This window comes from Scytonema hofmannii PCC 7110 (assembly GCF_000346485.2).
GTDB lineage: Bacteria > Cyanobacteriota > Cyanobacteriia > Cyanobacteriales > Nostocaceae > Scytonema > Scytonema hofmannii.
Map to the genome: position 1 here is coordinate 8,337,888 of NZ_KQ976354.1, position 26,182 is coordinate 8,364,069.

The 26,182-nt window shown below is 42.5% G+C and carries 26 protein-coding genes and 1 pseudogene; 12 read left to right on the forward strand and 15 right to left on the reverse strand.

Annotated elements, in window-relative coordinates; genetic code table 11:
• Positions 1-18 precede the first annotated feature (18 nt).
• Complete coding sequence (locus tag WA1_RS35270) at positions 19-570, forward strand: hypothetical protein (RefSeq protein WP_017745929.1); 552 nt, start codon at positions 19-21, stop codon at positions 568-570.
• Positions 571-631: 61 nt separating this feature from the next.
• Here the strand turns inward: WA1_RS35270 and WA1_RS35275 are convergent, their stop codons facing one another.
• The 10 genes and pseudogenes from WA1_RS35275 to WA1_RS35315 all read right to left on the reverse strand — a co-directional run bounded on the left by WA1_RS35275 (position 632) and on the right by WA1_RS35315 (position 7,939).
• Entirely contained in the window at positions 632-1,333 is a 702-nt protein-coding gene (locus tag WA1_RS35275) for a Uma2 family endonuclease (RefSeq protein ID WP_017745928.1), read from the reverse strand.
• Positions 1,334-1,395: 62 nt separating this feature from the next.
• A complete protein-coding gene (locus WA1_RS35280; protein WP_017745927.1) occupies positions 1,396-1,809 on the reverse strand; it encodes a Uma2 family endonuclease in 414 nt (137 codons plus the stop codon).
• 194 nt (positions 1,810-2,003) lie between these two features.
• Positions 2,004-2,342 (reverse strand): helix-turn-helix domain-containing protein, encoded by a 339-nt coding sequence (locus tag WA1_RS35285; RefSeq protein WP_017745926.1) that lies wholly within the window; start codon positions 2,340-2,342, stop codon positions 2,004-2,006.
• Between the two features lie 7 nt (positions 2,343-2,349).
• Positions 2,350-2,706 (reverse strand): type II toxin-antitoxin system RelE/ParE family toxin, encoded by a 357-nt coding sequence (locus WA1_RS35290; RefSeq protein WP_017745925.1) that lies wholly within the window; start codon positions 2,704-2,706, stop codon positions 2,350-2,352.
• A 222-nt stretch (positions 2,707-2,928) separates the two neighbouring features.
• A pseudogene (locus WA1_RS55835) lies at positions 2,929-3,119 on the reverse strand (IS630 family transposase); the annotation flags it as partial.
• A 120-nt stretch (positions 3,120-3,239) separates the two neighbouring features.
• On the reverse strand, positions 3,240-3,704 hold the full coding sequence (locus WA1_RS35295) for a type II toxin-antitoxin system VapC family toxin (protein ID WP_017745924.1): 465 nt from the start codon (positions 3,702-3,704) through the stop codon (positions 3,240-3,242).
• Positions 3,705-3,911, reverse strand: coding sequence for a hypothetical protein (locus WA1_RS35300; RefSeq protein WP_017745923.1), 207 nt, complete (start codon positions 3,909-3,911; stop codon positions 3,705-3,707).
• Entirely contained in the window at positions 3,908-4,519 is a 612-nt protein-coding gene (locus WA1_RS35305; RefSeq protein WP_017745922.1) for a hypothetical protein, read from the reverse strand. Before WA1_RS35305 ends, WA1_RS35300 begins: the two co-directional genes overlap by 4 nt.
• A complete protein-coding gene (locus WA1_RS35310; RefSeq protein ID WP_017745921.1) occupies positions 4,516-5,634 on the reverse strand; it encodes a PPC domain-containing protein in 1,119 nt (372 codons plus the stop codon). The genes WA1_RS35305 and WA1_RS35310 overlap by 4 nt, the downstream gene beginning before the upstream one ends.
• A 907-nt stretch (positions 5,635-6,541) precedes the next feature.
• Positions 6,542-7,939, reverse strand: coding sequence for a TldD/PmbA family protein (locus WA1_RS35315; RefSeq protein WP_017745920.1), 1,398 nt, complete (start codon positions 7,937-7,939; stop codon positions 6,542-6,544).
• Between the two features lie 202 nt (positions 7,940-8,141).
• Here WA1_RS35315 and WA1_RS35320 point away from each other — a divergent pair, with 202 nt between their 5' ends.
• Together WA1_RS35320 and WA1_RS35325 are read left to right on the forward strand one after the other, a co-directional pair.
• The gene (locus WA1_RS35320; protein WP_017745919.1) at positions 8,142-9,797 is read left to right on the forward strand and encodes a DUF2079 domain-containing protein; all 1,656 of its coding nucleotides are present in this window, start codon (positions 8,142-8,144) and stop codon (positions 9,795-9,797) included.
• Positions 9,798-9,923: 126 nt separating this feature from the next.
• Positions 9,924-11,114 carry a glycosyltransferase family 4 protein gene (locus WA1_RS35325; RefSeq protein ID WP_026134940.1) on the forward strand — a complete coding sequence of 397 codons (1,191 nt, stop codon included), beginning with the start codon at positions 9,924-9,926 and terminating at the stop codon, positions 11,112-11,114.
• A gap of 110 nt (positions 11,115-11,224) precedes the next feature.
• Here WA1_RS35325 and WA1_RS35330 read toward each other — a convergent pair whose 3' ends face one another.
• Positions 11,225-11,584 carry a hypothetical protein gene (locus tag WA1_RS35330; RefSeq protein WP_201789141.1) on the reverse strand — a complete coding sequence of 120 codons (360 nt, stop codon included), beginning with the start codon at positions 11,582-11,584 and terminating at the stop codon, positions 11,225-11,227.
• Between the two features lie 101 nt (positions 11,585-11,685).
• Here WA1_RS35330 and WA1_RS60605 point away from each other — a divergent pair, with 101 nt between their 5' ends.
• The 9 genes from WA1_RS60605 to WA1_RS35370 all read left to right on the forward strand — a co-directional run bounded on the left by WA1_RS60605 (position 11,686) and on the right by WA1_RS35370 (position 21,221).
• Positions 11,686-11,817 (forward strand): hypothetical protein, encoded by a 132-nt coding sequence (locus WA1_RS60605; RefSeq protein WP_272819305.1) that lies wholly within the window; start codon positions 11,686-11,688, stop codon positions 11,815-11,817.
• A gap of 29 nt (positions 11,818-11,846) precedes the next feature.
• The gene (locus tag WA1_RS35335; protein WP_017745916.1) at positions 11,847-12,998 is read left to right on the forward strand and encodes a KamA family radical SAM protein; all 1,152 of its coding nucleotides are present in this window, start codon (positions 11,847-11,849) and stop codon (positions 12,996-12,998) included.
• A gap of 115 nt (positions 12,999-13,113) precedes the next feature.
• Positions 13,114-14,103, forward strand: coding sequence for a D-alanine--D-alanine ligase family protein (locus tag WA1_RS35340; protein WP_017745915.1), 990 nt, complete (start codon positions 13,114-13,116; stop codon positions 14,101-14,103).
• A gap of 107 nt (positions 14,104-14,210) precedes the next feature.
• The gene (locus WA1_RS35345) at positions 14,211-15,017 is read left to right on the forward strand and encodes an endonuclease I family protein (protein WP_017745914.1); all 807 of its coding nucleotides are present in this window, start codon (positions 14,211-14,213) and stop codon (positions 15,015-15,017) included.
• On the forward strand, positions 15,018-16,631 hold the full coding sequence (gene murJ / locus WA1_RS35350; RefSeq protein ID WP_017745913.1) for a murein biosynthesis integral membrane protein MurJ: 1,614 nt from the start codon (positions 15,018-15,020) through the stop codon (positions 16,629-16,631). It begins immediately after the preceding gene.
• 140 nt (positions 16,632-16,771) lie between these two features.
• The gene (locus tag WA1_RS35355; protein ID WP_017745912.1) at positions 16,772-18,031 is read left to right on the forward strand and encodes a S41 family peptidase; all 1,260 of its coding nucleotides are present in this window, start codon (positions 16,772-16,774) and stop codon (positions 18,029-18,031) included.
• Between the two features lie 717 nt (positions 18,032-18,748).
• Positions 18,749-19,900: a hypothetical protein gene (locus WA1_RS35360; protein ID WP_017745911.1), complete on the forward strand. Its 1,152-nt coding sequence runs from the start codon at positions 18,749-18,751 to the stop codon at positions 19,898-19,900.
• A 195-nt stretch (positions 19,901-20,095) separates the two neighbouring features.
• Complete coding sequence (locus tag WA1_RS35365) at positions 20,096-20,329, forward strand: hypothetical protein (protein WP_017745910.1); 234 nt, start codon at positions 20,096-20,098, stop codon at positions 20,327-20,329.
• 382 nt (positions 20,330-20,711) lie between these two features.
• Positions 20,712-21,221 carry a pentapeptide repeat-containing protein gene (locus WA1_RS35370; RefSeq protein WP_017745909.1) on the forward strand — a complete coding sequence of 170 codons (510 nt, stop codon included), beginning with the start codon at positions 20,712-20,714 and terminating at the stop codon, positions 21,219-21,221.
• Positions 21,222-21,323: 102 nt separating this feature from the next.
• Here the strand turns inward: WA1_RS35370 and WA1_RS35375 are convergent, their stop codons facing one another.
• From WA1_RS35375 to WA1_RS35390, 4 genes are all read right to left on the reverse strand, one after another.
• Positions 21,324-22,382, reverse strand: coding sequence for an Ldh family oxidoreductase (locus WA1_RS35375; protein WP_272819306.1), 1,059 nt, complete (start codon positions 22,380-22,382; stop codon positions 21,324-21,326).
• Positions 22,327-23,148: a VanW family protein gene (locus WA1_RS35380; RefSeq protein WP_017745907.1), complete on the reverse strand. Its 822-nt coding sequence runs from the start codon at positions 23,146-23,148 to the stop codon at positions 22,327-22,329. Before WA1_RS35380 ends, WA1_RS35375 begins: the two co-directional genes overlap by 56 nt.
• 140 nt (positions 23,149-23,288) lie before the next feature.
• Positions 23,289-24,803, reverse strand: coding sequence for a hypothetical protein (locus tag WA1_RS35385; RefSeq protein ID WP_017745906.1), 1,515 nt, complete (start codon positions 24,801-24,803; stop codon positions 23,289-23,291).
• 136 nt (positions 24,804-24,939) lie between these two features.
• Positions 24,940-26,106, reverse strand: a complete 1,167-nt coding sequence (locus WA1_RS35390; RefSeq protein ID WP_017745905.1) for a cysteine desulfurase family protein — start codon at positions 26,104-26,106, stop codon at positions 24,940-24,942.
• Positions 26,107-26,182 lie beyond the last annotated feature (76 nt).

The window sequence follows — 26,182 nt, forward strand, 5'->3', positions numbered from 1 at the left end:
ATTTTGGGAGACTTAGTTATGCAAATTAGTCACTCCCACTTAGTTCTTGACGCTTGCTGCATTCTGAACTTCTGCGCTTCAGGTTATTTCATCGCAATTTTGAGGTCTATCCCTGCCCAAGTTGTAGTTACTAAAGTTGTAAGAGATAAAGAACTCATAACACTTCAACGTCTCAAAGACGAGGAGAAAGAAGCTAGAATTCAGTTTGAGACAGCTATTACACAGGGTTTACTTTTAGTAGTAGATTTTGAATCAGAATTAGAGGAAGAAACATTTGTAAACTATGCTTTTGAACTAGGAGATGATGGCGAGTCTGCAACCTGTGCCATTGCGATAATTCGAGGATTGGCAATTGCTACTGATGATAAAAAAGCAGTCTCATTCTCTCAAAAAGAAGCACCACATTTACAGGTTTTATCAACACTAGAAATAATTAAGAATTGGTCAGAAGTTGCCAATCTTACTTCAACTGAATTACGCGCCGTACTTGGTGCTATACGAACCAAAGGAAGATACATACCACAGAGAAATCATTCTTTGCTCGGTTGGTGGGAAAACTTGATGCAGTGAAACCGAGGAAAGTTTGCTCAGATCCCCGACTTCTCAAAGAAGTCGTGGATCTTGCAGCCCCTTACTGAGGATGCTGCAGCAACTTTTGAACAAAAGTCAGGTGTTCTGAAGAACTTACCCCTTGCTGTAGTACTGCTAAAACTTGAGTCATATTTCCTGTTAGGATCTCTGACACAGCTAACCACAAACCGGGAAAAACTCGACTTTTGATAATCCCATTTATATCCGCTTCCAAAGGGACATATTCACCGTTTTGTAGGCTAAACCAGTTGAATTTATTGTCCAAAACTTGCCAGACAATATATTCCTGTACGCCATTACGACGGTATACCCACTTTTTATCGTGCATATCAATTGATGCGCTACTCGCTGCAACTTCTGCAACTAACTCTGGTGCGCCTTCAATATAATCATCGTCACTAATGCGTGCTTGTCCCCCTAATTGATTATCAATTAAAAGCACAACATCCGGCTGCGGTTCATTGTCCAAATCTAAGCGTACTGTGGCATTATCCGCTAAGTCCACATTAGGAGTAGAAGCTTGATAAACCCCCAACCAAGTAATCAATTGCCCGTGAGGTTGTCCATGACTTTTAAATCTTAGGGGGGACGCCACGTACACAACTCCTTCGATTAATTCTGCTTTCTTAATGTGCGGCATTGCTGTATAACGGCGCTCAAATTCGGGGCGCGTGAGGCGATCGCCACTTTCTAAAGGTGGTATTTTACCTATAGTTGAACCATGCTTTACAGAAGGTGTCATGTATGGGTTCCTCGTTTTGCAAAGCGTTAGCTTAAATGTAGCATCCTACTTCTTGCTCTCGCTTATTCCTTATTAATGTTTCGCTCAAATTCATCAATTGCTTGAATGGAGTCGGAAATTGAGATGCATTGTTCTAGTAAGGAAATATCTAACTGCGGCAAAAACTCGCTTGATTTTATTTGCTCGTACCCATAGGTGTCAGGGTAAAGAGTGGCTTGAGGAGCTTCTGGATTGTCCCGTAAGTGGTACAGTTTAAATTGATATCTCTCCCAGAACCAAACTTCTGAAACTCCTAGGCGTCGGTAAACCTCTAATTTTCTTATGTTGCCACTAGTCACAACGACTTCTATGGCTATGTCCGGTACTTTTTTTGCTTCTCCTATGCAATAACATATCTGCTGGTGCAGCATTCCACAAAATGTGTTAAACATTAACCCTGTAACAGGTTTTGATATGATGATCGGCAAATTACCCATAATTAAGCAGCCAGTTCAGACCACCAATAAAAATTGGTTAAACCACGAACAAAATCAGCCCGATCAATGATTTGGCGACAACGTTTAATTAAAGCCCTGCTTACTGAGCACCGTTTATTCTAAGCGGTAACTGGCTTTAACACTTTTGGCCCAGTTGGGGGTGCGATGGACCCCGCAACAAGGTCATACCTTCTTCACCAGTCAGCTAAGGTATGCGATGCTTCTTCTGAAAATCCTACTAAAGCAATAGGCTCCGAGTCAGGAAATACAGCAACAATTTGTAAATCGCCTCCCATTGCCTGAATGTACTTTCGCAAGGTAGAAAGCATCAAGTCAGTGCGCTGTTCAATACGAGAAACATTTCCTTGATCGATACGAAGACACTCTGCTATTTGTTTCTGGGTTATTTTTCTCGCTTGTCTAAGTTCTTGTCGTGTCATTTCTGAAGCTATAAGCTCACTCGTGAGCTGCTCAACTTCTTTTCGATCTTCTGGTGATAATTCTGCCAGTTTTTCTCTTAAAGTTTTTCCCATACAGAACCTACTCATCCTCTAATTGAGATAAATGCATCTCAAACCGGGCATCAGCTTTCTTGATGAGTTGTTTATAGAACAAGCGCTTACTAATACCAGATTTATCACCTGCTACCAGTAAAATTGCAGATCGCTTCGGATCAAAAGCAAATGCTATCCGCCAAACACCATCAGCCGCGTTAAACCGCAACTCTTTCATGTTGGAGTACTGTGACCCCTTAAGGGTGTCAACGTGTGGACGCCCTAGCTGTGAACCAAATTGTTCTAGCAAACCTGCCATAGCGAGTACCATTTTTTGTACTTCAAAAGGCAAGGCATTAAACTCTGGCTCAAATTCATCATGAAATTCAACTACCCAGTTCATTCATTTATTATGCTTTAAAAAACATATGCTTTCAAGGGTATATCAGATAGATATAAAATACACTTATTAATAAAATACTGAATACAATCACACTCTTATAGCTCTACCGCTTCTAAAAACCTTTTTATATCAAGTTCGGCTGATTGACCATAAGAAAAATTTCTCCCTTGTCCCCGTGTCTGGTGTGTCTGCCCTAACTATGGGTATGCAACCGGACATGATATAAATCCAACTCCGGCTATAGCCTGTGACTGCTACCACTTCTTCAGTCCCTATACCTTTGGCTAACAACCAAATTATCTGGTAGTGTGTCCGCGATCGAGCGGCTCCTTGGCTTGTCGGTAACCTCTTTCCAGTTCTTCTAGGCTCAGATGTGGCTCGATTGTTACTCGTCTTGGCCGAAGCGATCGCACTCAACTGTATTCTGATTTATATTATGGGTGATTTGGCGGACATCATATGATTTGATATGTGAGCGCTGTATCATCCAACTTTTGTACTATTTGACTGAGCTAATTATTAGCACGTTTTTTTTAAGACACGATACTGTTTAAAGTTTGCTCCCAATCTACTACAAACAACCTTGGTTTCTCAAAACGTGATATATGCTTAACATTGGTTGTTATAATGGTAACTTCATCAAAATTTGGCAATTGAAGAGTGGCTTGAGATGCAAGAATTACATCTATATCCAAACTATCTTTACTCGCAGTTGGTTTCCCTTGGTTTCGCACTTCTGCCCATAGTTCTGCTGCTTGTCGCATCGTTTCATTTGTCAATGGAATAAGAAATTGACTAAGTTTATCAAGGCGCTCAATACTTTTCTGTTTCTTTCCCCTAATCAGTTCACGCCTAAGTTCGTAGTCAACTATTTCTGGTACTCGTATAACAACGCCAGATTCTTGCAAGGAATGTAACCATTGTTTAACTCTCGGATCTCCTTTTGGGTGCGTCACTTCGCTATTCGGGTGCGAATCCAGTAGTACAGATCTTTTCATCTATTTTTCAACCAACCGATTCTGGTTAAGCCCTGCCTTAATCTCAGGAAGTACTGTTTCATCGTACCCAGAGTCATCAGATATCCATTCGTCAACAAGCTCTATAATCTTTTCCAAAGAATCTTCCTCCAAAAAGGACTTTTCTTCGTCTAATATCTGTTCAGACAAGGTTTTTAAAAGCTGGTCTTCTTTATCCCGCAAATTCATTTCCACTGCCACTGCCAACCCACAAGTGTCATGACTGCCGTTGCTGCTAGGACAAATGACGCATGACCCCTATGGGAGTACAAACCGATTGGCTGTTGGTTTTGGAAAATAGTACTGGCTAAGATGTTATCTCTGAGAAGTTGACCTGATGTGGCAGTGTAGTCGATTTTCCAGTTAAGGGCTTGGGAGAAAATGCTGAGCGCCAGGACGACACCGCCAATGACTAAACCAGTGAGTTGAGAACGGGCTAGTTCTGGATGCAGTCTGAGCAGTAGGGTATTGCTGAGGGTGAAGATAGCAATGAGTCCCCAGTAGAGCAACCCATCACCCATCTGTTCTTGACCGAGTAGGGAGTGTAGGGGGAAAGGACTTGTAAGAGTTGAGATGAGTCCAACACCGAGAAATATCTCCCACAACAGCTTGCTAATTTTCCAATTCTGGGGAATCTTGAGTTGAGACCTTTCTGACCACAGAATTAAGAAGTTGAATATGCAGGTGAGCAGGATGACGAGTACTTTTGGTTGAGTCCAGATTTCCCCTCGCGTTACTCCCCAAGGATTGATGAGAATTATGCTGAGGGAAAACAGTAGAGTGTAAAGGTGGTTCACGACTGTTTGTCTTTACGAATTTTCAGAGCTTTCGCTACACCCCATGTTGCGAGTGCCAGCAGCCCTAATGCAGATGCGGATTCAGGGGTAGATTTAGATTTTTGGGAAGTCTTGTCGCTATCAGGGATTGAAGGCCTTTGAGAAGCAGTTCTTGCTGATAGGGTTTGAGCACACCCACCGCCTCCGCTACTACCGTAACTTGAACTGGCGATCGCATTCCCACTGCTATCAAGCAATTGCACATCAGCATTCCCACTTAAACCGTTCATGGCAAGATTTAAGCTCCTAGTAGTGTCGAGGCTGAAACGGTAGTAGTCGTTAGTGTCAGCGCTACCCACCCAATCAGTATAAGTGCTGCTAGTAGAATTGAGAGTTATCTGACGTGCGCTGTTGAGGTTGTTTCCAGCAAAGTCATTGATTGTTGCTGACACGCTCAAATTGTAGTTGGTGTTAGCACCGTTGTATGGATAGACTCGAATATGGTAGGTGCCTGCGTCTAGACTGCGGTTGATAAATTCAGTAACTACTCCACTCTGAGTAGAACTAGCAAGCACATTACCACTGTTATTGAGCAATTGCACATCAACATTCTCAATCAAACCATTTAAGGTAAGATTCACACTGCTGTTACTGCTAAGATTGAAGCGATAGAAATCATCAGTGTCAGATGAACCTACCCAATCGCTATAGCTACTAGCTGTGGAATTTAGGGTAATCTGACGTGCATTGTTGAGGGTGTTTCCAGCATAATCGTTGATTGTTGCTGACACGCTCAAGTTGTAGTTGGTGTTGGCACCACCATAGGGATAGACTTGGATATAGTAAGTGCCTGCATCCAGAGTACGGCTAATAGATTCAGCAGTGGTGCTACCGTTAGTTGAACTAGCAAGTGCGTTGCCACTACTGTCAAGCAACTGCACGTCTGCATCAGTGACAAGACCATTGAGAGCAAGATTAAAGTTGCTAGTTTGACTAAGGTTGAAACGGTAGTAGTCGTTGGTGTCAGCGCTACCCACCCAATCACTGTAGGTGCTAGCTGTAGAATTTAGGGTGATTTGACGTGCATTGTTGAGAGTGTTTCCAGCAAAGTCATTGATTGTTGCTGATGCGCTCAAGTTGTAGTTAGTGTTGGCACCACCATAGGGATAGACTCGGATATAGTAAGTGCCTGCATTTAAAGTAGGGCTGATAGATTCAGCAGTGGTGCCAATGTTACCTGAAAGGGCAACTCTTCAGGCAAAACAAAATTTGCGTTTTAGTAACATTAGAACCGCTACTCAACAACCGATAAGATAATTTGTTGCAGTCGGGAGATCGCTAGTTTTTACAGCCCTTCGCCTCACCTTACCGGGGCAGCAACAACAATATTCTCTCAAATTTTGGGCAGTTTCGCTCAAGAAAAGCTTGTTCAATAGCTATCATAAATCCTTCAATAAATAGCATAATGGGTAGATGCATAAGTATTTAATGCAATGTAATGCTTTGTGCGACTGCGAGCGAAATAAAAGAATACTTTTAACTCGTTCATCAATTATTTTCTATTTTTTATTTTTGGTAAATCCTAAAATTTACTGAATTAATAAAACTAGCATCTACGGAATCAGTCAATGAAGATTTATTGTTACTTTATAAAGTCAATCTAAAGAAAATGATAATGAAAGAAGTTGAATTTTAAAAAAAACATAAAGACACAGAGAGCACCTCTTAGTGTACCGACGCTGCTATCTCTCCTCTTAGATTATCGTCACTTTTGATATCAAACCATCTAAAAGTGGAGTAGTTTTGAGGTACAATGACAAGTCGGGAATTTGACTTTACGATATGCGATCGCTAAGGGATTTCCAAATAAAAGAATATCCCAGAATTCCTTGTGGTGCGGGCGTCCCGCCCGCCACCAGTAGAGGACGGGCGGGGACGCCCGTCCCACAAGAGGGATAATTTATTTCTTGGAAATCCTTAAAAGTGGAGGATTTTTGAGGTATAGTGACGGGCCGGGAATTTGACTTCACGATATGCCTTAAATCACCCAACTTCACCCCCAACCACCACATCACGAATCCGTAAACTGGGTCCCCCACAACCCACAGCCAAACCATTTTGTCCGCCTTTACCACAACCCCCAGATTCATCCCAGTAAAAATCATCACCGATCACTTCAATATCTGCCAGAGTTTGGAAAACATTCCCTGAAAGCGTCACATCTTTAACAGGTTCAGCAATTTTACCGTTTCTAATCATCCACGCTTCCCCTGCACTAAAGGTGAACATCTCCCCATTCGTCATCCCACCCAACCAGTTACGCGCATAAACTCCTTCTTTAATCTCACTAAATAAATCCTCCACGGGCGTCTTACCCCTTTCAATCCAGGTATTGGTCATCCGTACAATGGGAGGGAAGTGATAGTTGAGACACCGCGCATTACCCGTAGGCTCTTCATCCAATTTGCCTGCTGTTTCGCGGGAATGCAAGCGCCCCACCAATACGCCATCTTGAATCAACTGTGTTGTGGTTGCTGGTGTGCCTTCATCGTCGTAAAAATAGCTACCGCGATGCCCATCTGGCGCAGCACCATCAAAAATGTGCAACTCTTTTGGACCAAACCGCCGCCCAATGGTCATCACTTCTAATAAATCTGGGTTTTCGTAAGCCATGTCTGCTTCGGAAAGATGCCCAAAGGCTTCATGGACAAATAACCCGGTGAGAATGGGGTCAATCACTACAGTGTAAGTATTTCCTTTGACTGATGGCAAAGATAACGCTGCAACTGCTCTTTGTGCTGCAAGTTTTACTTGTTCATCTAGAGTCATTAAATCTTCAAAGGCTTTGCGCGAACCTGAGGTTTCCCTTCCCGTTTGTACCGTCTCTCCATTTCTGGCTGTTGCAGCAAAACGGATTTCCATATCTACCCAAGATTGCTCAATATAGGTTTTTTCACTGGTGGCAATGATGACTCTTTGAGTGCTGTCAGCATAACGCACTGAGGTGGTGGTAATGCGTGAGTCAACACCTCTGAGCAAGTCCATGTAGCGATCGCACAATTCTTTTTTCTGTTTGAGCGGAATTTGCCGGGGATCGGTTCCCCTTAGAGGCAACACGCATATTTCTTGTATTATGTCAATAGAAGCTAATACAGTCTCCTCATCGCCGACAATTCTAGCCGCAGCAATGGCTTCTTCTATGCGATCGCGAATTGTGGAAAGCTGGTTAAAGCTACTAAACCCCCATCCCCCTTTATAACAAGCACGAATCTGTCCGCCAATTGAGATCCCTTCGCTAAGAGTTTCTACCTTGTCGCCACGCAACAAGATATCAGTTCCTTCAGCTTCTTCAAGGCGAATCATCAGATAATCTACGCTTGGTGAGTAGCGGGCGATGAGGTCAGAAAGCAAATTTTGAGCGTCAGCGAGTAAGGTCTGCATTTGTAACTAGGGAACAATAACCAACTCCATTTATTGTCCATTGATAGGGGTATTGTGTACCACTTATTATGGGAGTGAGAAACATCTCTCAGATTAAATGCATCATGAGAAAAAATCGGCAACTCTTGTTGTTAGAGTTTCAGAGTCATAACGCTTTACAATAATTGATTGCCCCGTTTCTTACAGTCAGGGTAAACGAGTGATGCTCTCAAGATTGCGAAAAAAGCTGCAAACCGCCTCAGAATTGAAACCAGTGGTTCCAACTGATGTTAAAACAATACTTCCCTTGGTGGGAATCTTCTTTGTCCTCTGTCTCTTTGTTACCCTAAATCGTTACTACAGTTTTTACGCCTCTTTTGACCAAGGCATTTTTAACCAAGTTTTCTGGAATAACCTTCACGGACGCTTCTTCCAAAGTTCCCTTTCCTCAAGTCTTTCAACTAATGTTGTTCACGCTGGAGAAGTTGCCACTGTTTATTATCATCGCCTGGGTCAACACTTTACTCCAGCGTTGTTACTTTGGCTACCAATATATGCTTTATTTCCCTCCCCGGCAACTTTAGTCGTTTTCCAGGTAATTTTTATTACTGCTGCGGGTCTGGTGTTGTACTTGTTGGCGCGACATTACTTAGAACCACCCCTGGCAGTAATGATAACTGCTAGTTTCTACGGGGCTAACGCTGTTATCGGTCCCACCTTAAGCAATTTTCACGACATCAGCCAAATTCCATTGTTTGTCTTCGGGTTGCTTCTAGCAATGGAAAAGCGCTGGTGGCAACCATTTTGGTTACTCGCTGTTTTGATTTTGGCGGTTCGTGAAGATGCTGGTATCGGCTTATTTGGCGTTGGCGTTTACATGATTTTAAGCAAACGCTTTCCCCGTGCTGGGCTTGCTGTCTGTACCTTGAGTTTCAGTTATATCTTGGTTCTTACTAATACAATCATGCCCCTGTTTTCCAAGGATATTTCCCAGCGTTTTATGTTGGAACGGTTTGGGCAATATGCGGATGGGAATGAAGCTTCCACTTTAGAAATTATCTGGGGTATGATTAGTAACCCTTGGCGCTTATTGGTAGAACTAGTTACACCTGTAGACCGTACTATCAAGTATCTACTGGGTCACTGGTTGCCTTTAGCGTTTATACCTATTGTTGCTCCGGCGGCTTGGATGATAGCAAGCTTTCCCCTGCTAAAACTATTTTTAGGTCAAGGTGATACAGTCCTAGCGATTAACGTTCGCTATGCTTTAACTGTGGTTCCTGGGCTATTTTACGGGGCAATCCTTTGGTGGTATAAGCATCCAAAAGCATTTAAACCGTCATTTCGCCGTTTTTGGATTGGCTGTATTTGTGTTTCTCTACTGTTTTCTTTCACTTCAAGTAGTTCTGCTTTAAACAGAGCATTTTATTTTTTACTACCAGATTCGTTTCAACCTTGGGTATATGTATCCTTACCTCAACAATGGTATCATGTGGCGCAGATACATCCATTGTTGGCACAAGTTCCACCCCAAGCAAGCGTGTCTGCTACTACCTATCTTGTCCCCCATCTTTCCAGTCGCCGTGAAATTATTCGCTTGCCTGCTTTAGAATTGCGAAATGATGAGCGTCAAGTGATAAAAGTAGATTATGCGATCGCAGACCTGTGGCAATTGCAACAGTATCAAGCAGCATTTAAGAGCGATCGCGGTTTCCTGCGAGAACTTGTCACGCTGATTGACCAACTGACCAACAATCGGGAATATGGAATTGTTGATTTTAGAGATGGGGTGATTTTACTTAAGAAAGCGGCTACTTCTGACCAACAAGCAACAAAAGCGTGGTTGGCTTTTCGCCAAAAATTAGGGAGTAGGGAGTAGGGAATAGGGAGTGGAAAATAATGCTACAACAAAAAATAAATTCTTGTAGTTTGCAGCATTAGCCAAATTTGGATTTTGGAGTCAAGATAAAAAGTTATAGATTTGTAATAAGATAGGGTGTAGGAGATGAAAATACTAGTGCTGAGTTGGGAGTTTCCGCCTCGCATAGTTGGGGGAATTTCTCGTCACGTAGCAGAGTTATACCCGGAACTAGTAACGTTAGGACATGAAATTCACTTAATTACACCAGAATTTGGGAATGCTCCTTTGTATGAGGTGGTGGAAGGAGTTCGAGTACATCGTATACCAATCGCACCCAGTCATGATTTTTTTCATTGGGTTGTGAATTTAAACGAGAGTATGGGTCATCATGGTGGTAAGCTAATACTCGAAGAAGGTTCTTTTGATCTCATCCACGCTCATGACTGGTTGGTTGGAGATGCGGCGATCGCTCTCAAACATAATTTTAAAATTCCCCTAATCGCTACGATGCACGCTACCGAGTACGGACGCTATAACGGTATTTACACGGATACACAAAGGTATATAAGTGGCAAAGAAAAACTACTCGTTTATAATGCTTGGCGAGTCATCGTTTGTACCGACTATATGCAGCGGGAAGTAGAACACGCTTTACACAGCCCTGGGAATAAAATTGACGTTATTTATAATGGTATTCGACCAGAAAAGAAAAAGCTCCAGCAAGATTTTCCCGCTCTGGATTTCCGCCGTCAATTTGCTGAAGATGGTGAGAAAATTGTCTACTATGTAGGTCGCATGACCTATGAAAAAGGTGTACCCTTGCTTCTCAGTGCTGCGCCTAAAGTACTTTGGGAAATGGGAGGATATGTTAAGTTTGTGATTATTGGTGGTGGTAATACAGACCATCTGAAAAAGCAAGCTTGGGATACAGGGATTTGGCATAAATGCTATTTCACGGGCTTTATCTCTGATGACTACTTAGATAAATTCCAAACAATTGCTGATTGTGCTGTTTTCCCAAGTCTCTACGAACCCTTTGGTATTGTTGCTCTAGAAAGCTTTGCCTCACGCGTTCCAGTTGTTGTTTCCGATACAGGCGGTTTTCCAGAAGTTGTGCAACATACCAAAACAGGGATTGTGACTTATACTAACGATCCAGATTCCTTGGCTTGGGGAATTTTAGAAGTGTTAAAGAACCCAGGCTACCGCCAATGGCTGATTGATAATGCTTATGAAGACTTGGAACGTCGTTTCTGTTGGCCTAAATTAGCAAAACAAACAGAGGATGTTTACAAACGAGTCTTGCAAGAGCGATCGCAAGTACTTTGGTTATAAGTAGTTCAAACATCTAGAAACCCGGTTTCGCACTTATTTATCGGGTTTTTGGGATTACTGTACCTATGACTAAGATGGCATGACTTCCTTGTGCGGAGTGGCTCAATTAGTTAACTCTTCCTGATAGTTGAGTGAACCGTTTGGGCGATTACAGGCGTTGCTTCATTTTGATTAGTTGTGGAAAACTCATCGAAGAGTTCAAAAAATTGTTCCAGGGCTTTATGTTCATCCTGTGAAAAAAACAGGATGATTTTGTCCCAAGACTGACTAGATGTAACCTTAAACTTTTCCTGAATCCAGTTTTGAAAATTGACAAAGTGCTTTTCCTGATTGGTTTCTGGTTCCCCCAGTTGATGACGAGCAAAGAAGTAACCAGCCAGAAATGTTCGCAGATGAGAAATAGAGGGTTGACCCAAATACATTGCAGGGCGCTTTTGAATGTTTCGGATCAGATCGTATAAGTCAAGCATGAGTCTTATCCTCAAAATGAACACTGCGCCGCTTCCATTGTCTTCTCGTCTGAAACGCATATCAATTCATGGTAAGATCTCCTTCTTAAATAAGGAGTTTTATGGCGCAAACTGAAGATATCGAACAATCACTAAACTCATCTGTTGCTGCGAATGCCACAACAACGCTCACTCCATCTTCGTTGCATATCAGTGTTTGTGCGGTGTTTATTAGCAGAAGCTTGCAACATTAGATTGGAACCCTTTAGCAAAAGAGTGGCAAATGACGAGTACAGACACAAATATCACTCAGAACACTAGGTTAGTAGAGATAGGCTGGAAAGACGAATTAATCGAAAGTTTAAAGTTATCTAACCAAGCAGAAGACTGGTTGCCTTTATCACCAGAAGAACGCGATCGCGTGACTGAGGCAAAGCAGAACTTTCCCATGATGGTTCCCCAAGGTTATGCAGATCTCATCAATTGGCAAAACCCGGACGATCCCCTGCGGTTGCTGCTGTTACCTTCGGAAGGTGAGAAGGATGAATCTGGAAACTTTGATACCAGTGGTGAAGAACTTTCCACAATTATACAGGGTTTGCAGCACAAATACGACCAAACAGCAGTGTTAATTGTGACTCAAGCTTGTGCCGGACATTGCCGCTACTGTTTTCGTCGGCGGCTGATGAGTCGTGATGTATTGACACAAGAGACAATAGAGGATTTACAAGAAGCACTGGCTTATATTGCCCAACACCCAGAAATAGACAACGTGCTTCTTTCTGGTGGCGATCCTATGATTTCCAGCACTCGCCGCCTAGCCAATCTTTTAAGTGCGATCGCACAAATTCCCCATATTTGGCAAATTCGCATCAGTACCAAACTCCCTGCTTTCTTACCCAGTCGTTTCACCACTGATCCAGAACTATTAGACGTTCTGCATCAATATAAATCTCGATTTCAAATCATCATTCAATGCCATTTTGACCATCCCCGCGAAATCTCCACAGCAACAATTTGCGCCTTAGAAAACCTGCAAAAAGCTGGTTGTTTGCTAACTTCTCAAATCGCTTTGATGAAAGGTATTAACGACTCTCCAGATACTTTAACTGAACTCTTCAAAAAACTCCATCGTTATAGCGTTATTCCGCAATATATCTTTCACCCACGTCCCGTTAAGCATGCAACTCACTTTCAACTGCCAATTGTAGAAGGAATGCAGTTAATAGAAACAGTTCGTCAACAGTGCAGTGGACCCGTCAAACGCTTTCGCTATATCCTAACTCATGAAGACGGCAAACTAGAACTTGTAGGTATTCTTCCCGGTTCACCCATACAGTTAGTAGCCAAATGGCAGCAGGTGCGGCGAGGATTAGATAACTCTGGAGTGATACTATTGCCAGTTGACGAGCAAACTTGTTGGCTTAATCAGTGACCAGTGACCAGTGACCAGTGACCAGTGACCAGTGACCAGTGACTAGTGACCAGTGACCAGTGACCAGTGACCAGTGACCAATAACAAATGACCAGTGACCAGTGACCAATAACAAATGACAAATGACATAGGATTATTATTTGAGCTTGAGGCTGACATCATGTCAGACTTAACAGCAAAAGAACAAACGCACTATCACTGGCGAGAACCAGAAGAAGTGGAAGCCGTCGCAGAAAGTTTAACAGCTTTAGGTTACACAGTAGATAAAATTGGCGCTTTAAATAATTTGTTAGAAAGGTGGCGTTTTCATCAACTCCCAGATTTTGTTTGGAACCTTTCAGTCAGAACTCTTTCCCGCAATCGTACCGCTCTAGCACCCGCAATTTTAGAGCAATTAAATATTCCTTATACTGGTGGTGACGCTACAGTCAAAAGTCTGACTTTAAATAAAGATCTCCTCAAACCCGTGTTACAGTGGCGTGGAATTTCGACACCTTCTTGGTATCGATATGAAACAGGAGAGGATATTCAATCTTTACCTCCTTGGTCAAGCTCAATTTTGAAACCTAGTTGTGAAGGTTACTCGTTAGGATTGCGAAGATTTGATAACCAAGAGGGATTGGCTGTACTCCGTCAACAAGTGGAGGAAATAGGTAAGTTATTTCATGTACCAGTACTGTGTGAAGAATTTATTGCAGGTCGTGAGATTACAGTGGGTATTGTTGGCAATTCTTCACCATTGTTAATCGGTGCAGTAGAAACAGTCAACGCCATGGGTGAATCACTGAATGAGCAAGTTTTAGATTTGTCAGCTAAGCGTCAGGGAAAGTTTCAGAAAATTGGAGTCGATCTTGATGATTCAAAGCTACAGGGGTTGCGTGATGTCACCTTGGAATTGATGAAGTTTTTTAGACCGCTAGATTATGCAACTTTTGATTTTCGTATAGCACTAGATGGACGGGCGTATCTATTAGATATCAATGCAGACGCTACTTTGCATCCACAGCGTTCGTTTGCTCAAATTGCTCGTGCGGCTGGTCTATCTTATCAACAATTGATCGAGGTGATTTTGAGGACTTCTTTGGAAAGATGGGAAAAGGGTTGACTTGGGAATTGCAAGTACATAAGTTAATTTGATTTGCACCTATTGAGAAGTAACTGGTATCTTTCCAATGTACCAGCCTATTTCCAGAAAACACTTCGTTGAAAAAAATGAAATTCATCAAATTGCTACTGGTTAGCATTTCTCTCATATTTTTTGTATGGATGAGTCCAGTACAAGCCAGCCCCTTGGCTCAAGTACCAACTCCTCCACCTGAAGTTCAAGAAAGTGAAACATCATCGGCGGCTTTAATTCAGGAACTCGCTCAAGAGTATAAGCCCAGTCGAGACTTGAACTACGATCGGTCAAGAGACCAGATGTTTGGTATTATTGATAATCGAGACGGAATTGTGACAGACATTTATGCTGGTTTCTCAATTCGTTTAACAGGCGACGGCGATACCAGCCAGGAAGCTGACAGGCTGGGACAGAATACCGAACACGTTTGGCCTCAAAGTAAAGGGGCTGATAAGGGTAATGCCCGCAGTGACCTTCACCATTTGTTTCCCTCGCGAAAAGATGTGAATAGCGATCGCGGTAACAAACCTTTCAGTGAAATTGAGGATCGAAGTACTGAGAAGTGGTATCGAGATGATGTTCGTTTAAGGACGATTCCTAATAGTGAAATTGATGAATTTAGCGAATCAGCATTTTCTAGATTTGAACCTAGAGAAGAGGTGAAAGGAAATATTGCTAGAGCAATGTTTTACTTCAATACTATATATAGCGATCGCGCTAACGCAGTAGACCCAAACTACTTTGAAAGACAGCGTCAAACCCTGTGTCAATGGAACCAGCAAGATCCTCCTGACACTACTGAAATTGAACGCAGTCGTGCGATCGCTGAATTTCAAGGAAATGAAAATCCTTTCGTGCTAGATGCTACATTAGCACAAAAGACCTACTGTAATTCTTAAATGAAGCGCTCACTAGCTGGAATTGCGGGAATTGTTGCGATCGCCACTCTCATCAGCAAACTCTTTGGGTTAGTGCGATCGGCTTGTGTTGCAGCAGTTTTTGGAGTTGGTCCGGTTGCTGATGCATACAATTACGCCTATATTATCCCCGGCTTTTTGTTAGTTTTGCTTGGTGGTATTAATGGTCCAGTGCATAGTACTCTGGTGAGCGTTTTAGCAAAGCGAGAAAAATCAACAGCTGCTCCTTTGGTAGAAACAATCACCACTCTTACTGGCTGCATCTTACTTTTGGTCACTATTAGTTTGATTGTTTGTGCAGATTTTTTCACTCATTTAATAGCCCCTGGTTTGGAACCACAAGTTAGAACCCTAGCTGCACAACAATTGCAGATAATGGCTCCCATCGCTATGTTATCGGGGTTTATCGGTATTGGCTTTGGGACTCTAAATGCAGCACAACATTACTGGCTTCCTTCCATTAGCCCAATGCTATCTAGTCTAACAGTCATCATTGGCTTGGGTGTTTTCGTCCTACAACAGGGAACCCCAGCCAATACATCTGACTACCCCCTACTCCCTACTCCCCACTCCCCACTCCCTATTTTCCAAGGAGGCTTGGTATTAGCTGGTGGAACTCTTGCAGGTGCTATTTTGCAATGGGTAGTTCAATTGATAGTGCAGTGGCGGGAGGGTATGGGGAGACTACGCCTGCGCTTTGACTTTTATTCTCCAGGGGTGAAAGAGGCGATCGCAGTCATGGCTCCTGCTATTTTATCTTCCAGCATGACCCAAATTAACATTTACGTTGACTTATTCTTCGCTTCTTATATTCCTCATGCGGCGGCGGCATTAAATTATGCTGGGCTACTTGCTCAAACGCCCAAAGGTATTCTTACGAGTGCCTTATTAATACCATTCATAACAGTATTTTCCCAATTAACAAAGCCAGAAGATTGGTTTGCATTAAAGCTGCGGATTCGTCAAAGCATCATTATTACAGCTCTTACTATGTTACCCTTGGGAGCTTTGATGATAACTTTAGCTGTGCCAATTGTAAGAATAGTGTACGAGCGCCAAGCATTTGACTCCCATGCATCCAAACTTGTGGCAACTCTTTTCATGGCTTATGGTTTAGGCGCTTTCACCAGTGTTCTTGTCAGCGTATTAGTGCGGGTATTCTATGCTTTGGAAGATGGGCAAACACCTTTTCGCATAACTTTAATAAATATTTCACTGAATATAGTACTTGATTATTTTCTAGTAAAAGCCTTTGGCGCACCCGGTTTAGTTCTTGCTTCTATGGGAGTGAATTTAACAGCAACTATCATGTTGTTATGGTGCTTGCATCGCCGACTCAACGGTTTAGCTTTGCGAGAATGGAGTCTACCCATACTGGGTTTAATTGGCATAAGTGGAATAACAGGGCTTGCTTGTTGGCTCACAAGTTGGGGTTTTGAAGTTCTTTGGGGTAGCGAAGGAATACTGAGACAGTTGTTACAATTAAGTCTTGCTAGTAGTATCGGATTAGGAGTTTTTGCAGCTTTAGTGAGTATCATGAAACTGCCAGAGGTTGAGTTGTTGGTGAATCGCTTGAGAAAGAAACGACTGGAATAGAATGGAACTAATTAGTCATCAAGATGGTCGTGCTACAAGTTGCTACGCATCTACTTTTAATTTAGATGGAAAACTTGAGAACCAACGCGATCGTAAGACTCAGACTGACTCAGTTAAACAGGTTAGCTGTAGCAATATTAATGAGTGTTGCAGTTTTACTCCTCTTGTGGTTTGCTTCTCCCTTGCCTAAAATGCTTGCACAACCACAAGTAAAGATTTTTGAAAAAGTTTGGCAAACTGTAAACGAAAACTTTTACGACCCCAACTTTAATGGAGTTGACTGGAAGGCAATGCGGAAAAAGTATGAATCATCCGCAGCAAGCACCAAGTCCAGCCAGGAACTTGCTGTCGTTATCAATCAAATGCTTGCTGAGTTGCAGACATCTCACACTCGCTTCTACACAAAAGATGAACCTGCTTATTATCAGCTTTTGGGTATTTTTCAAGAAGGGAATCCTGATTTTCAAAAGCAGTTAAGAAAGTTTTTTAAAAAAGGTAAGATTGAATACAGTGGTATTGGTATAACTACTAAAGACATCAACGACAAAACTTTTATCAAAACTATACTTGATGGCAGCCCTGCTTTAGCAGCAGAGTTAAAAGTGGGCGACCAATTGCTCAGTGTAGGCGATCGCCCTTACAAACCCCTTGAGTCTTTTGCTGGTAAAGCGGGTCAAAAAGTCACATTGTTAATTCAAAGAAACAGTAATGCGAACAGCCGCCAAAAAATTACTGTAATTCCCAAGATGCTAGACGCAACCACGATGTTTAGGTCAGCACAGCAAGCCAGTACCCAAGTCATTGAGCGAGATGGTAAAAAAATTGGTTACGTTCACATCTGGTCAAATGCAGCCGATCCAGATCAGGAACAGCTACGAGAAGATCTGATTTACGGTCGTCTCCGAGAAGCAGATGGTTTAGTTTTAGATTTAAGAGATGGTTGGGGTGGAGGAGACATTAGCTATCTCAACATATTCACTGCAAAAGCCGGACCGAGTGTTACCAATGTTGCTCGTGACGGTAGAAAATATACGTTTATTCCTCAATGGAAAAAGCCTGCTGTCATGATCATCAATGAAGGCAGCAGAAGTAGTAAGGAAATTCTGGCATATGGTTTTCAGCAACATAAAATAGGACCTGTTGTTGGTTCTAAAACAACGGGTGCAGTCGTTGCTGGTCGTCTTTTTCTGATGGATGATGGTAGTTTCCTCTATTTAGCTGTTGCCAACGTATTTATTGATGAGAACCAAAGGCTAGAAGGTAAAGGCGTCGCGCCAGATATTAGCGTTCCCTTCTCATTAGAATATGCAGAGGGTAAAGATCCTCAAAAAGAGCGGGCTATAGAGACTCTGCTAGCAACAGCCAAGCAGCGCAGCCAATCAAGAGAAGGAAACCCTTAGAACTGGTTGATAGATTTTTTGTATATGTGGCTACAATCAAACTCAACTTAAGCAAATTCCCCAGATAGATGACAATGGCAGATTTTTAAAGATATATTTAGAAATACAGAGATTCAGGGCAACTACTGACATAGGTAATTTGTTTTTCTACCTTGACATATTTAATCTCTAACAATCCACAGATAGATTGTTTGTATTCTAGACCAAACTCTACGCACACTCATTTTATTGCCCGTGTTTCTAATTAACTACAGTCATTCCGAACAAACACAAACCTCAGAAAATCCTCAGATTTATTTGGTACCTCTAAGAGGGTGTCTGAGAAGTCTTATTTCATACTTAACCTTGGCGATTAGAAATTGCGGTTATACAGGCAAAACCCACAAAAATCTCTTGTGGTAAGGGCGTCCTCGCCCGTCAGCAAACGGGTAAGGGCAAGGACGCCCTACAATAGGTCGAATTTATTTTTTGCACATCCCTAACATGATTTCCAAAAAATAAATTACCGGGGAATAGGTAACCTATCTTAGGGGCACAATGCCTTGCGCCCCTACAGAAGTAAAATTTTTCTCGAAAATCGCCTAAGTTATCGAACTAACATTTGGCGAGGTTCAACAACTGTGGATTGAACCTATAAAGTTGTCTTTTTCGACCTTCTCCAGTTACATTTTTTCATCTCAACCTACTTACGTTCTGTTGTCACTTGCAAACTAATTTATGCTGTTATCTGTTAACATTCCCAAAACCCCTTCGACCGAGTTATTACTTAAGCTTTGGGCAGAGCGTTATACAGTAGACGTATCTTCTCTCTCCAAAAATCCTAAGTTTTATGGAGAATTGGTAAAAGCCGCTTGGCCAGAAGCTCGAGCCTTAACAGCAGCTAAATTATTGAAGACTGTATTAGAGCGCACGAGTTATCAAGCAGTGTTACAGGCAAAATCTCTCTACGAATATATTCCTGACATTATTGATTCTCAAGCGGAGCAGCGAATCACTCAGTTTGCCTGCAAAGTTTATCAAACGTTACTATCCTTTTACCAACAACAGTCTGGTATTGTTGTCACTCCTATAGTCAAACAAATGACTTCAGGTAATACTGAAGAAACGACTCTTGTGTTACGGACAATACCAAGCATAGAAAAGTTGTTCAATGAATTAGAACAATCTTTACTAAAGTATCAGGAACAACATTTCATCGCAAAGGAGCAGCGTGTGCTTGGTTTTCTGACTACGCTGTTCAATTTCACTAATCAGTTACTGATTAATCAGTTGACACCAGCTGAGAAAGTGCTGCTGTGTCCCTACTTTAAGTTCCTTGAAGAACAAGTTGCTATGCCCTGGCAGCGAGTCTGTGCCGCCGCCGCAAAGCATCAGCTAGGTTCACCAGCTTTAGCTCTAGTTCAGCAAATGTTCCCTATAGCGAATGAGATTAGTTCAATAGTTTACTGCCGACTGTTACAATTATTGCCCAATTATCGTAGCTTAAGAGGCTCTTTGGGTCATCCAGACGTCGCTCACTCTTGTCTTCGTGACTTAGATATGTTCCAGGCTTACTTATGGCTATGCGTGTTAGAAGAAAGTCTCAGACCTATGGAACAGGAACTGGTACCTTTATGTGTGATGGTCATGCCAAGTGTGGGAGTGAAATGGGAAATGACAAATCAATGGAAGCGACAATTAGTAGATGAAATAGAAAGCCGCGTGCCTCCAGAACAAAAGCCCCTTTTGCTGAATTACACTCAAGGTATGGAGTCAGCATTCTTTGCAGCGCGTCAGCGCCTAGGTCACCCTGGTGACATCATAGAAATTCCCTCTGAGTTTGGGGACAACTTAATTATTCATATTAACTCTCAAAGTTCTTTTTCTTGACACTGTCTAGAAAATAGGGAGTAGGGAGTGGGGAACTCGGGGCCCCCTCTGGGGATAAGGGGCAATGGGGAGTGGGGGAAGAGAAATTTTTATGATTGGTGGTGAAAATTTTTTCATCGGGACTGCCTAAATTGATTGATATAAAAAGCAGTTAGGAGTAAATTGTGTATACAGCAGTCGAACAGGTAAGACTATATGGACGTTTTGAAGATTAAAAAAACAATTACGAGTGATTTACTAGAACTTAGCGGGTTATCCGAATTTAAAGGCAAAGAGGTAGAGATTACGATTTCTCTGGTCAACCAGGAAGCTACTCAAACTTCCCGCAAAAAGAAAAATTTTATGAAATTTGCAGGAATAGCGGTTGACATGGCTGCTACACTCCAAGATTTGGAGAATGAAGTTGCTGCAAATAGACAACTTGATTGACAGAGCTAAGTGCCAATTGAGCGAAGTGTCCACTATTACCAAAACTCAATTGTCGTAATTCTCTCATACCAATTTGAAAAAAGAATGCGACAGTAGTCGGGCGAGATTAAGCCCAAGCAAGGCTTTCTCAATCCAAAATCCAAAATCTAAAATCCAAAATGGTATAACTTTGGAAAAGGAATTCCGGGACAAAAAATAAAGTGTCCTCAATCTTGTTCATTTCAATACGCTTTTAGGCTTACTTTGTTATGTAAGTGGCTGCGTAGTTTCGCACTAATTGAGGCGTTGAACTACAGTACATGAGGTAGCTGACACTGCTTAACTTGACCGAAACCACCCCTGCCATTGAGCAAGAACCAACTTCTCCAAATCACAAATAAACATGGACTCTAGAGAGCTTTTAGAGCTTTACTCAGCAGGAAGAAGAGATTTTTCTTGTGCTCATCTCGGTGGTTCCAAGCTGAGTGGTACTAACTTAAGCGGTGCTGACCTAAGAAACGCTAACCTACTTTTTGCTGACCTTTCCAATATTGACCTGCGGAGTGCTGACTTACGTGGTGCAATTTTACGTGGTGCTGACCTCCGTTGTGCCGATCTGCGGGGTGTTATTCTCAACCGTGCTAGCTTGTACACGGCTGATTTCTACAAAGCTAACCTCAGTCGTGCTAATCTCAGCGAGACTAACCTTAAGGGAGCCTTTCTGAGCGAGGCTAACTTGAGCGGAACTGACTTGCGTGGTGCCAACCTAAATTATACCGATCTGCATGGTGCTAATGTGGAAGATGCTCGATTTGGCTGGAATACGGGGCTTTCGGAAGACATGAAGCTTGACTTGGAACGGAGAGGAGCGATTTTTGAGGATTCTCTCAAGAAACAGGGGAGTGGGAAGTAGGGAGTAGGGAGTAGGTGAAAGAGTGTTTCTTTCATTCGTAGCGGGTGGTGTGCCGCCCGTGGGGCTGCTCTCAAGAGACGCTCTGAAATTATTAACTTTAGCTTAATCTATGAGTTTAGAAACACTTTCTTCTCCGAAAAAAGCAGCCAATTCCTCAATTAAGGCTTGGGGTATTGGAATACCTGTTAACATTCGCTCTTGGCGCGTCATTGCTTCTAGTTCTCCAGGGTAGTAGATGGGCTGGTTGGAGTCTAGACGGGGAGTTTCTTTGAGAGAAGCGATCGCATCTTGCACCTGTTGCTCAAACTCTTTGCGATCGCTCCACGCCTCCACATCAAGCACCCAGAATAAATGTCCGGTACCGTTAGCACCATCATGAATTGCTTTATTTTTAAACATTGCTGCTGCAGTACCCAACAACGGACCGCACAGTAAATCTGCCACAAATGCCAAACCAGACCCCTTATAAGATGCTGGTAAATTGACTGCTACCTGCTTGGGATTATCTGTTGGTTCTCCTGCTTCCGTAAGCCCCCAACCCAAAGGTATCGGTAAACCTTGATATCCAAAGTGCTTAACTTTACCTCCACTCACAGTCCCGGCTGCCATGTCTAAAATCACAGGTTGCGATGTACCTGTAGGAATTCCCCAAGAAATTGGATTGTTGCCCAGTTTTGCCTTTGTTCCTCCATAGGGAGCTAAGTCTACAGCACTGGTATCGCTAGTTGCAAAGCCAATTGTACCTGCTTCTGCTGCCATGCGAGTATAATAACCCGCCATCCCAAAGTGATTGCTATTACTCACTCCCACCACAGCCATTCCAAACTGACGAGCAACTTCAATCGCTTTTTCCATTGCGACTTTGCCTGCATACTGTCCGGGACTGCGATCGCCATCAATCCGAATCATTGTTGGACGTGCTGAATTGATACACAAATTTGGTTTTGAGTTAATCCGTCCACTCCGCAAACTTTTCACATAACCAAAAATTTGTTGCAAACCGTGCGAATCCATTCCACAAAGATTTGCCTCCACCAAATGCGTTTTTAATGCTTCTGCAACTTCCGGTAACAGTTCGTAGGGAGAGAGAACCGCATCAAAAAAATTATGCAGGGATTTGACTGAAATTTTCTTGTAGTTTGACATGAGGTTGGTAGACATCTAAGGTGCGATAATTGACTTGCCATCCTTCAGTTAGATCTTCCACTTGGCGCACGTGACGGAGCGTTTCTACCCGCCAACCAGGCATTTCGTTGATATGAGGTGCGGGGAGTGTTTCCAAAATATGAGATGAAACCTTTACTTCAACTGGCTTTGGCTCAGTTCCCCACACACTTGCTACAACCAAAGCCTTGTCACCAAAAACCTGCAATCGCAAACGTAAAGAAGCTTGGCTGTTATTTCTCACAATTAAGTTTTTATAACCATAAGCCACTGTTGCATCTTGACCTAAAGTAAAAAAACGAGTGTCTCCATGAGCATCAATTGAGTGATTGTGACGTTCTAAAATTTCACAGTTTGCCCATAGTAAAGCCTGAAATAAAGTCGTAGAAATTTGGCACAACCCACCTCCAACATCACTCATCAAGCGATTACCCACCAGAGTTGGACCCTCCCGGAAACCATTGGCAAGAGTTGGACGCGGTACGCGATGCCAAAAGTCAAAAATTTGCTCCGGGTTCAGGGTCAACCTATCAATACCCTTTGTCGCCAGTTGCATATTCCAAAGGCGGTTCTCGTTGACTTGGAGAGAACCAGAACGTTGTTTAATTGCCGTACTAATTTCACTCCATTGATAGCAATAATCAGAAGATTGCTCTGAGCCTTGTTTGCGAGGGTAGTAAAACACGTAACCCCGCCAGAACGATTGAGCATCTTTGATTTTTTGGCGAATCAACGCTTTCAAACTTGGGGATAACAGGTTCATCAAAACCTCCGGGATACCTCCTACCTTTAGGGTAGGGTAGTTGAAGACAATCTATCAGTTAGGGAGACTCGTAAAAAGGATAAATCGCTATTAAACGGTATAAAACAGAATTGTTGTCTGAGTGAGAAGTGGTGTAACGGTTAAGGTTTAGACCTTCCACTTTTCTTTCTAGACGTTGGTAAGCTCCCACTTACCAGTTTTTGAAACTCAGGGTTTTTTCGATGCTTAGGGTCAAGCCAGCCCAACTCCACTGCATCATCCAAACTCTTACCTTCGAGCTTCAGAAACATTGCAGTACGACGCAATAACACTGCTTGCACTTCACTCGCTCCCATGTACCGAGTAATCTCCTTATCCGTACCTCGATGAAGGACAGCTTTAGCAGCATTGCAGTCTGAGTGCACAACGACCCCAGTATGCCTGGTAAAACTGTCTCCAACACGCTTCCCTAAAAGAGTCAACGTGACGGAATCAGTTTGTGACGTATACGCAGCGTTCACCTCTGTGATGACTGAATCACTCCAATCAGCCCATTTTTGTAAACTGTCTCGCATACAGCCTTTGACCCAACTGTTCAACTTGCGAGACAAAGATTTGCTGTAGCGTTTATTTTTGATGGGTTGGGTCAGATCTTCTGCAAAAACTTTTAATAAACCAGTAGCAAACAGGGATTTAGAAGTTTGACCAAGTAATGAAGAGATAGCTGTTTGGTCTTTCCGATAACGTTTATTTTCAGTTTTTCTAGATAAGTTATTTTTGAGAATACGTGCAGCTTTTACTGGGTCATGTAATTCCAGCTTACGAAAAATAGCAAACAGCTTACCACGAAGACGATTCTTATTAATAATGCGGTTAGACTTTTTGGTTAGTAGCTCACCCAGACCAGCACCGTGAACTTTTTCCGACGAATCAATGAAAGCTTCTGTATATCCTTTATCGATACCAATAGGCGTTCGCTCTGAGTCAGATGATTTATTGTAGTGTCCGAAGTCTACTAAGAAATGTACTTCAAAACGGTCTAGTTCTGAATTGTAAATAACTCTGATTTGTCCACTTGGCTTGCGGTTACTCCTCATATTGAACTCAACTCGCTTACCTTTGGTTAAACCAGAAACACTTAACCTATAAACAAAGCGATTAATTTGTTGTACTGTATAGGCTACTGGTTGATAAACAATTTGGTGCTCAACACTAGTATGACCGCGTTGAAACTCATCCCTCACAATTCGACTTAAGAATGAGTCTGATAAAAACTCAGTGGACTTTAGCTTACGGTAGGCTTCTTTTCTTTGCGCTTCGTTTTCACTACCAGAATACCTTGCCCAAATCTTTCCACTCAAGTTAGCAATTGTTGCAGCTTGTTGGGCAAGTATCGCTTTAGCCACATCATTGACTGTCCACTCCATTAACTTGGATGGTAGCCCCAATGATTCAGGAGTACGGAATGCACGCACAAGAGGATAAGCTTTATGCCAATCCATTCCCCAGTGCTTGACACTACCAAGTTTGTTATATGCTTCAGAGCGAACAATACCTAAGCGCTCCATAAGGTCTAGCAATTCAGTCTTAACGCTGTCATCAATTAAAACAACGTTGACAATCTGAGTTGACAACTTATGAATCTCATTTTTAGGTTTTTTATTGTGAGACGCCATTGTTTGTACCTCCCTTTGCGCCCTCAGCGTCTGGAGCGGTTTTTAAATTATTCAGATATACTGGGTTGCTATTATAGCATATTGGGTTGAATTCTTATTAAATCTTCACCCAAAGGCTAAACAATAAAAATTGCAGTTACACCAACAATTTTTGTTTCCGCAAACTTTGAATAGTAGAAATCGCATGTTCCGCCACTCTATCAATTTCTTCAGCAGTGTTGAATCTTCCTATCCCAAATCGCACTGAAGCATAAGCTAACTGTTCTGAATGCCCCAGTGCTGTGAGAACATGAGAAGGTGCAGTCGTTGCTGAAGAACAAGCCGAACCAGAAGACACCGCCATTACAGGTTGCAATCCTAATAGCAATGCAGCACCATCCACCCCTTCAACACTGATGTTCAAATTTCCTGGTAATCTCTGTATAGGATGCCCGTTAAGACGAATTCCTTCTACCTGAGAAAGCTGTTCCCACAATCTTTGCCTGAGTTGGATCAAACGTTCCGTTTCTGTGACTTGCTCTTGTAAAGCTATCTCCACTGCTTTACCAAACCCTACAATTTGCGGTGTGTATAAAGTACCAGAACGCATTCCCCGTTCGTGACCACCACCATGTTGTTGCGCTGCAAGTTGTACTCTAGGATTTTTTCGGCGAACGTATAACCCACCAATACCCTTTGGACCGTATACTTTATGTGCTGTTAGTGACAGCAGATCCACTTTCATTTCCTGCACATCTAAAGGAATTTTACCAATAGCTTGTGCTGCATCAGAATGGAAAAGGATATTGCGATCGCGACACATTGCACCAATTTCCGCCAATGGCTGCAACGCGCCAATTTCATTATTAGCAGCCATGACTGATACAAGAATTGTGTCAGAACGAAAAGCTTGTTCTAACTCCATTAAATCAATCAGTCCATCCTTTTGAACGGGAAGGATTGTGATTTCAAAGCCCAAGGTTTTCAAATACTTATAAGGGTCTAGGACAGCGCTATGTTCTGTTGCTAAAGTGATGATATGCTGTCCTTTTTGGAAATAAGCTTCTGCAACACCTTTGATAGCTAAATTATTCGCTTCTGTTGCACCGCTAGTAAAGATAATTTCCTCTGGCGTGGCGTTGATGGCTGTCGCCAAAATTTCCCGTACTTGTTTAACAGCAGCCTCTGCTTCCCATCCATAAACATGACTGATGCTGGAAGGGTTGCCAAAGTGTTCTGTAAAGTAAGGTATCATGGCTGCTAACACACGTTCATCAACAGCTGTGGTAGCGTGGCAATCTAAGTAGACAGGACGCGCAGGCATAATTGCTAAATATATAAAATCAAAATTTTACACTGTGTTTAGCAAGGGAACCAACCCTAGAAGGGGTTGGAGTCGC

What these genes read in the sequence shown, in the direction of transcription:
- WA1_RS35320 (WP_017745919.1), top strand. Translation starts at nt 8,142, where the DNA reads ATGCTCTCAAGATTGCGAAAAAAGCTGCAAACCGCCTCAGAATTGAAA.
- murJ (WP_017745913.1), top strand. Translation starts at nt 15,018, where the DNA reads ATGAAGCGCTCACTAGCTGGAATTGCGGGAATTGTTGCGATCGCCACT.
- WA1_RS35385 (WP_017745906.1), bottom strand. Translation starts at nt 24,803, where the DNA reads ATGGCGTCTCACAATAAAAAACCTAAAAATGAGATTCATAAGTTGTCA.
- WA1_RS35290 (WP_017745925.1), bottom strand. Translation starts at nt 2,706, where the DNA reads ATGAACTGGGTAGTTGAATTTCATGATGAATTTGAGCCAGAGTTTAAT.
- WA1_RS35340 (WP_017745915.1), top strand. Translation starts at nt 13,114, where the DNA reads ATGACAAATGACATAGGATTATTATTTGAGCTTGAGGCTGACATCATG.
- WA1_RS35300 (WP_017745923.1), bottom strand. Translation starts at nt 3,911, where the DNA reads ATGAATTTGCGGGATAAAGAAGACCAGCTTTTAAAAACCTTGTCTGAA.
- WA1_RS35370 (WP_017745909.1), top strand. Translation starts at nt 20,712, where the DNA reads ATGGACTCTAGAGAGCTTTTAGAGCTTTACTCAGCAGGAAGAAGAGAT.
- WA1_RS35380 (WP_017745907.1), bottom strand. Translation starts at nt 23,148, where the DNA reads ATGAACCTGTTATCCCCAAGTTTGAAAGCGTTGATTCGCCAAAAAATC.
- WA1_RS35355 (WP_017745912.1), top strand. Translation starts at nt 16,772, where the DNA reads ATGAGTGTTGCAGTTTTACTCCTCTTGTGGTTTGCTTCTCCCTTGCCT.
- WA1_RS35280 (WP_017745927.1), bottom strand. Translation starts at nt 1,809, where the DNA reads ATGGGTAATTTGCCGATCATCATATCAAAACCTGTTACAGGGTTAATG.
- WA1_RS35275 (WP_017745928.1), bottom strand. Translation starts at nt 1,333, where the DNA reads ATGACACCTTCTGTAAAGCATGGTTCAACTATAGGTAAAATACCACCT.
- WA1_RS35375 (WP_272819306.1), bottom strand. Translation starts at nt 22,382, where the DNA reads ATGTCTACCAACCTCATGTCAAACTACAAGAAAATTTCAGTCAAATCC.
- WA1_RS35270 (WP_017745929.1), top strand. Translation starts at nt 19, where the DNA reads ATGCAAATTAGTCACTCCCACTTAGTTCTTGACGCTTGCTGCATTCTG.
- WA1_RS35360 (WP_017745911.1), top strand. Translation starts at nt 18,749, where the DNA reads ATGCTGTTATCTGTTAACATTCCCAAAACCCCTTCGACCGAGTTATTA.
- WA1_RS35390 (WP_017745905.1), bottom strand. Translation starts at nt 26,106, where the DNA reads ATGCCTGCGCGTCCTGTCTACTTAGATTGCCACGCTACCACAGCTGTT.
- WA1_RS35345 (WP_017745914.1), top strand. Translation starts at nt 14,211, where the DNA reads ATGAAATTCATCAAATTGCTACTGGTTAGCATTTCTCTCATATTTTTT.
- WA1_RS35295 (WP_017745924.1), bottom strand. Translation starts at nt 3,704, where the DNA reads ATGAAAAGATCTGTACTACTGGATTCGCACCCGAATAGCGAAGTGACG.
- WA1_RS35315 (WP_017745920.1), bottom strand. Translation starts at nt 7,939, where the DNA reads ATGCAGACCTTACTCGCTGACGCTCAAAATTTGCTTTCTGACCTCATC.
- WA1_RS35330 (WP_201789141.1), bottom strand. Translation starts at nt 11,584, where the DNA reads ATGCTTGACTTATACGATCTGATCCGAAACATTCAAAAGCGCCCTGCA.
- WA1_RS35285 (WP_017745926.1), bottom strand. Translation starts at nt 2,342, where the DNA reads ATGGGAAAAACTTTAAGAGAAAAACTGGCAGAATTATCACCAGAAGAT.
- WA1_RS35325 (WP_026134940.1), top strand. Translation starts at nt 9,924, where the DNA reads ATGAAAATACTAGTGCTGAGTTGGGAGTTTCCGCCTCGCATAGTTGGG.
- WA1_RS60605 (WP_272819305.1), top strand. Translation starts at nt 11,686, where the DNA reads ATGGCGCAAACTGAAGATATCGAACAATCACTAAACTCATCTGTTGCT.
- WA1_RS35365 (WP_017745910.1), top strand. Translation starts at nt 20,096, where the DNA reads ATGGACGTTTTGAAGATTAAAAAAACAATTACGAGTGATTTACTAGAA.
- WA1_RS35335 (WP_017745916.1), top strand. Translation starts at nt 11,847, where the DNA reads ATGACGAGTACAGACACAAATATCACTCAGAACACTAGGTTAGTAGAG.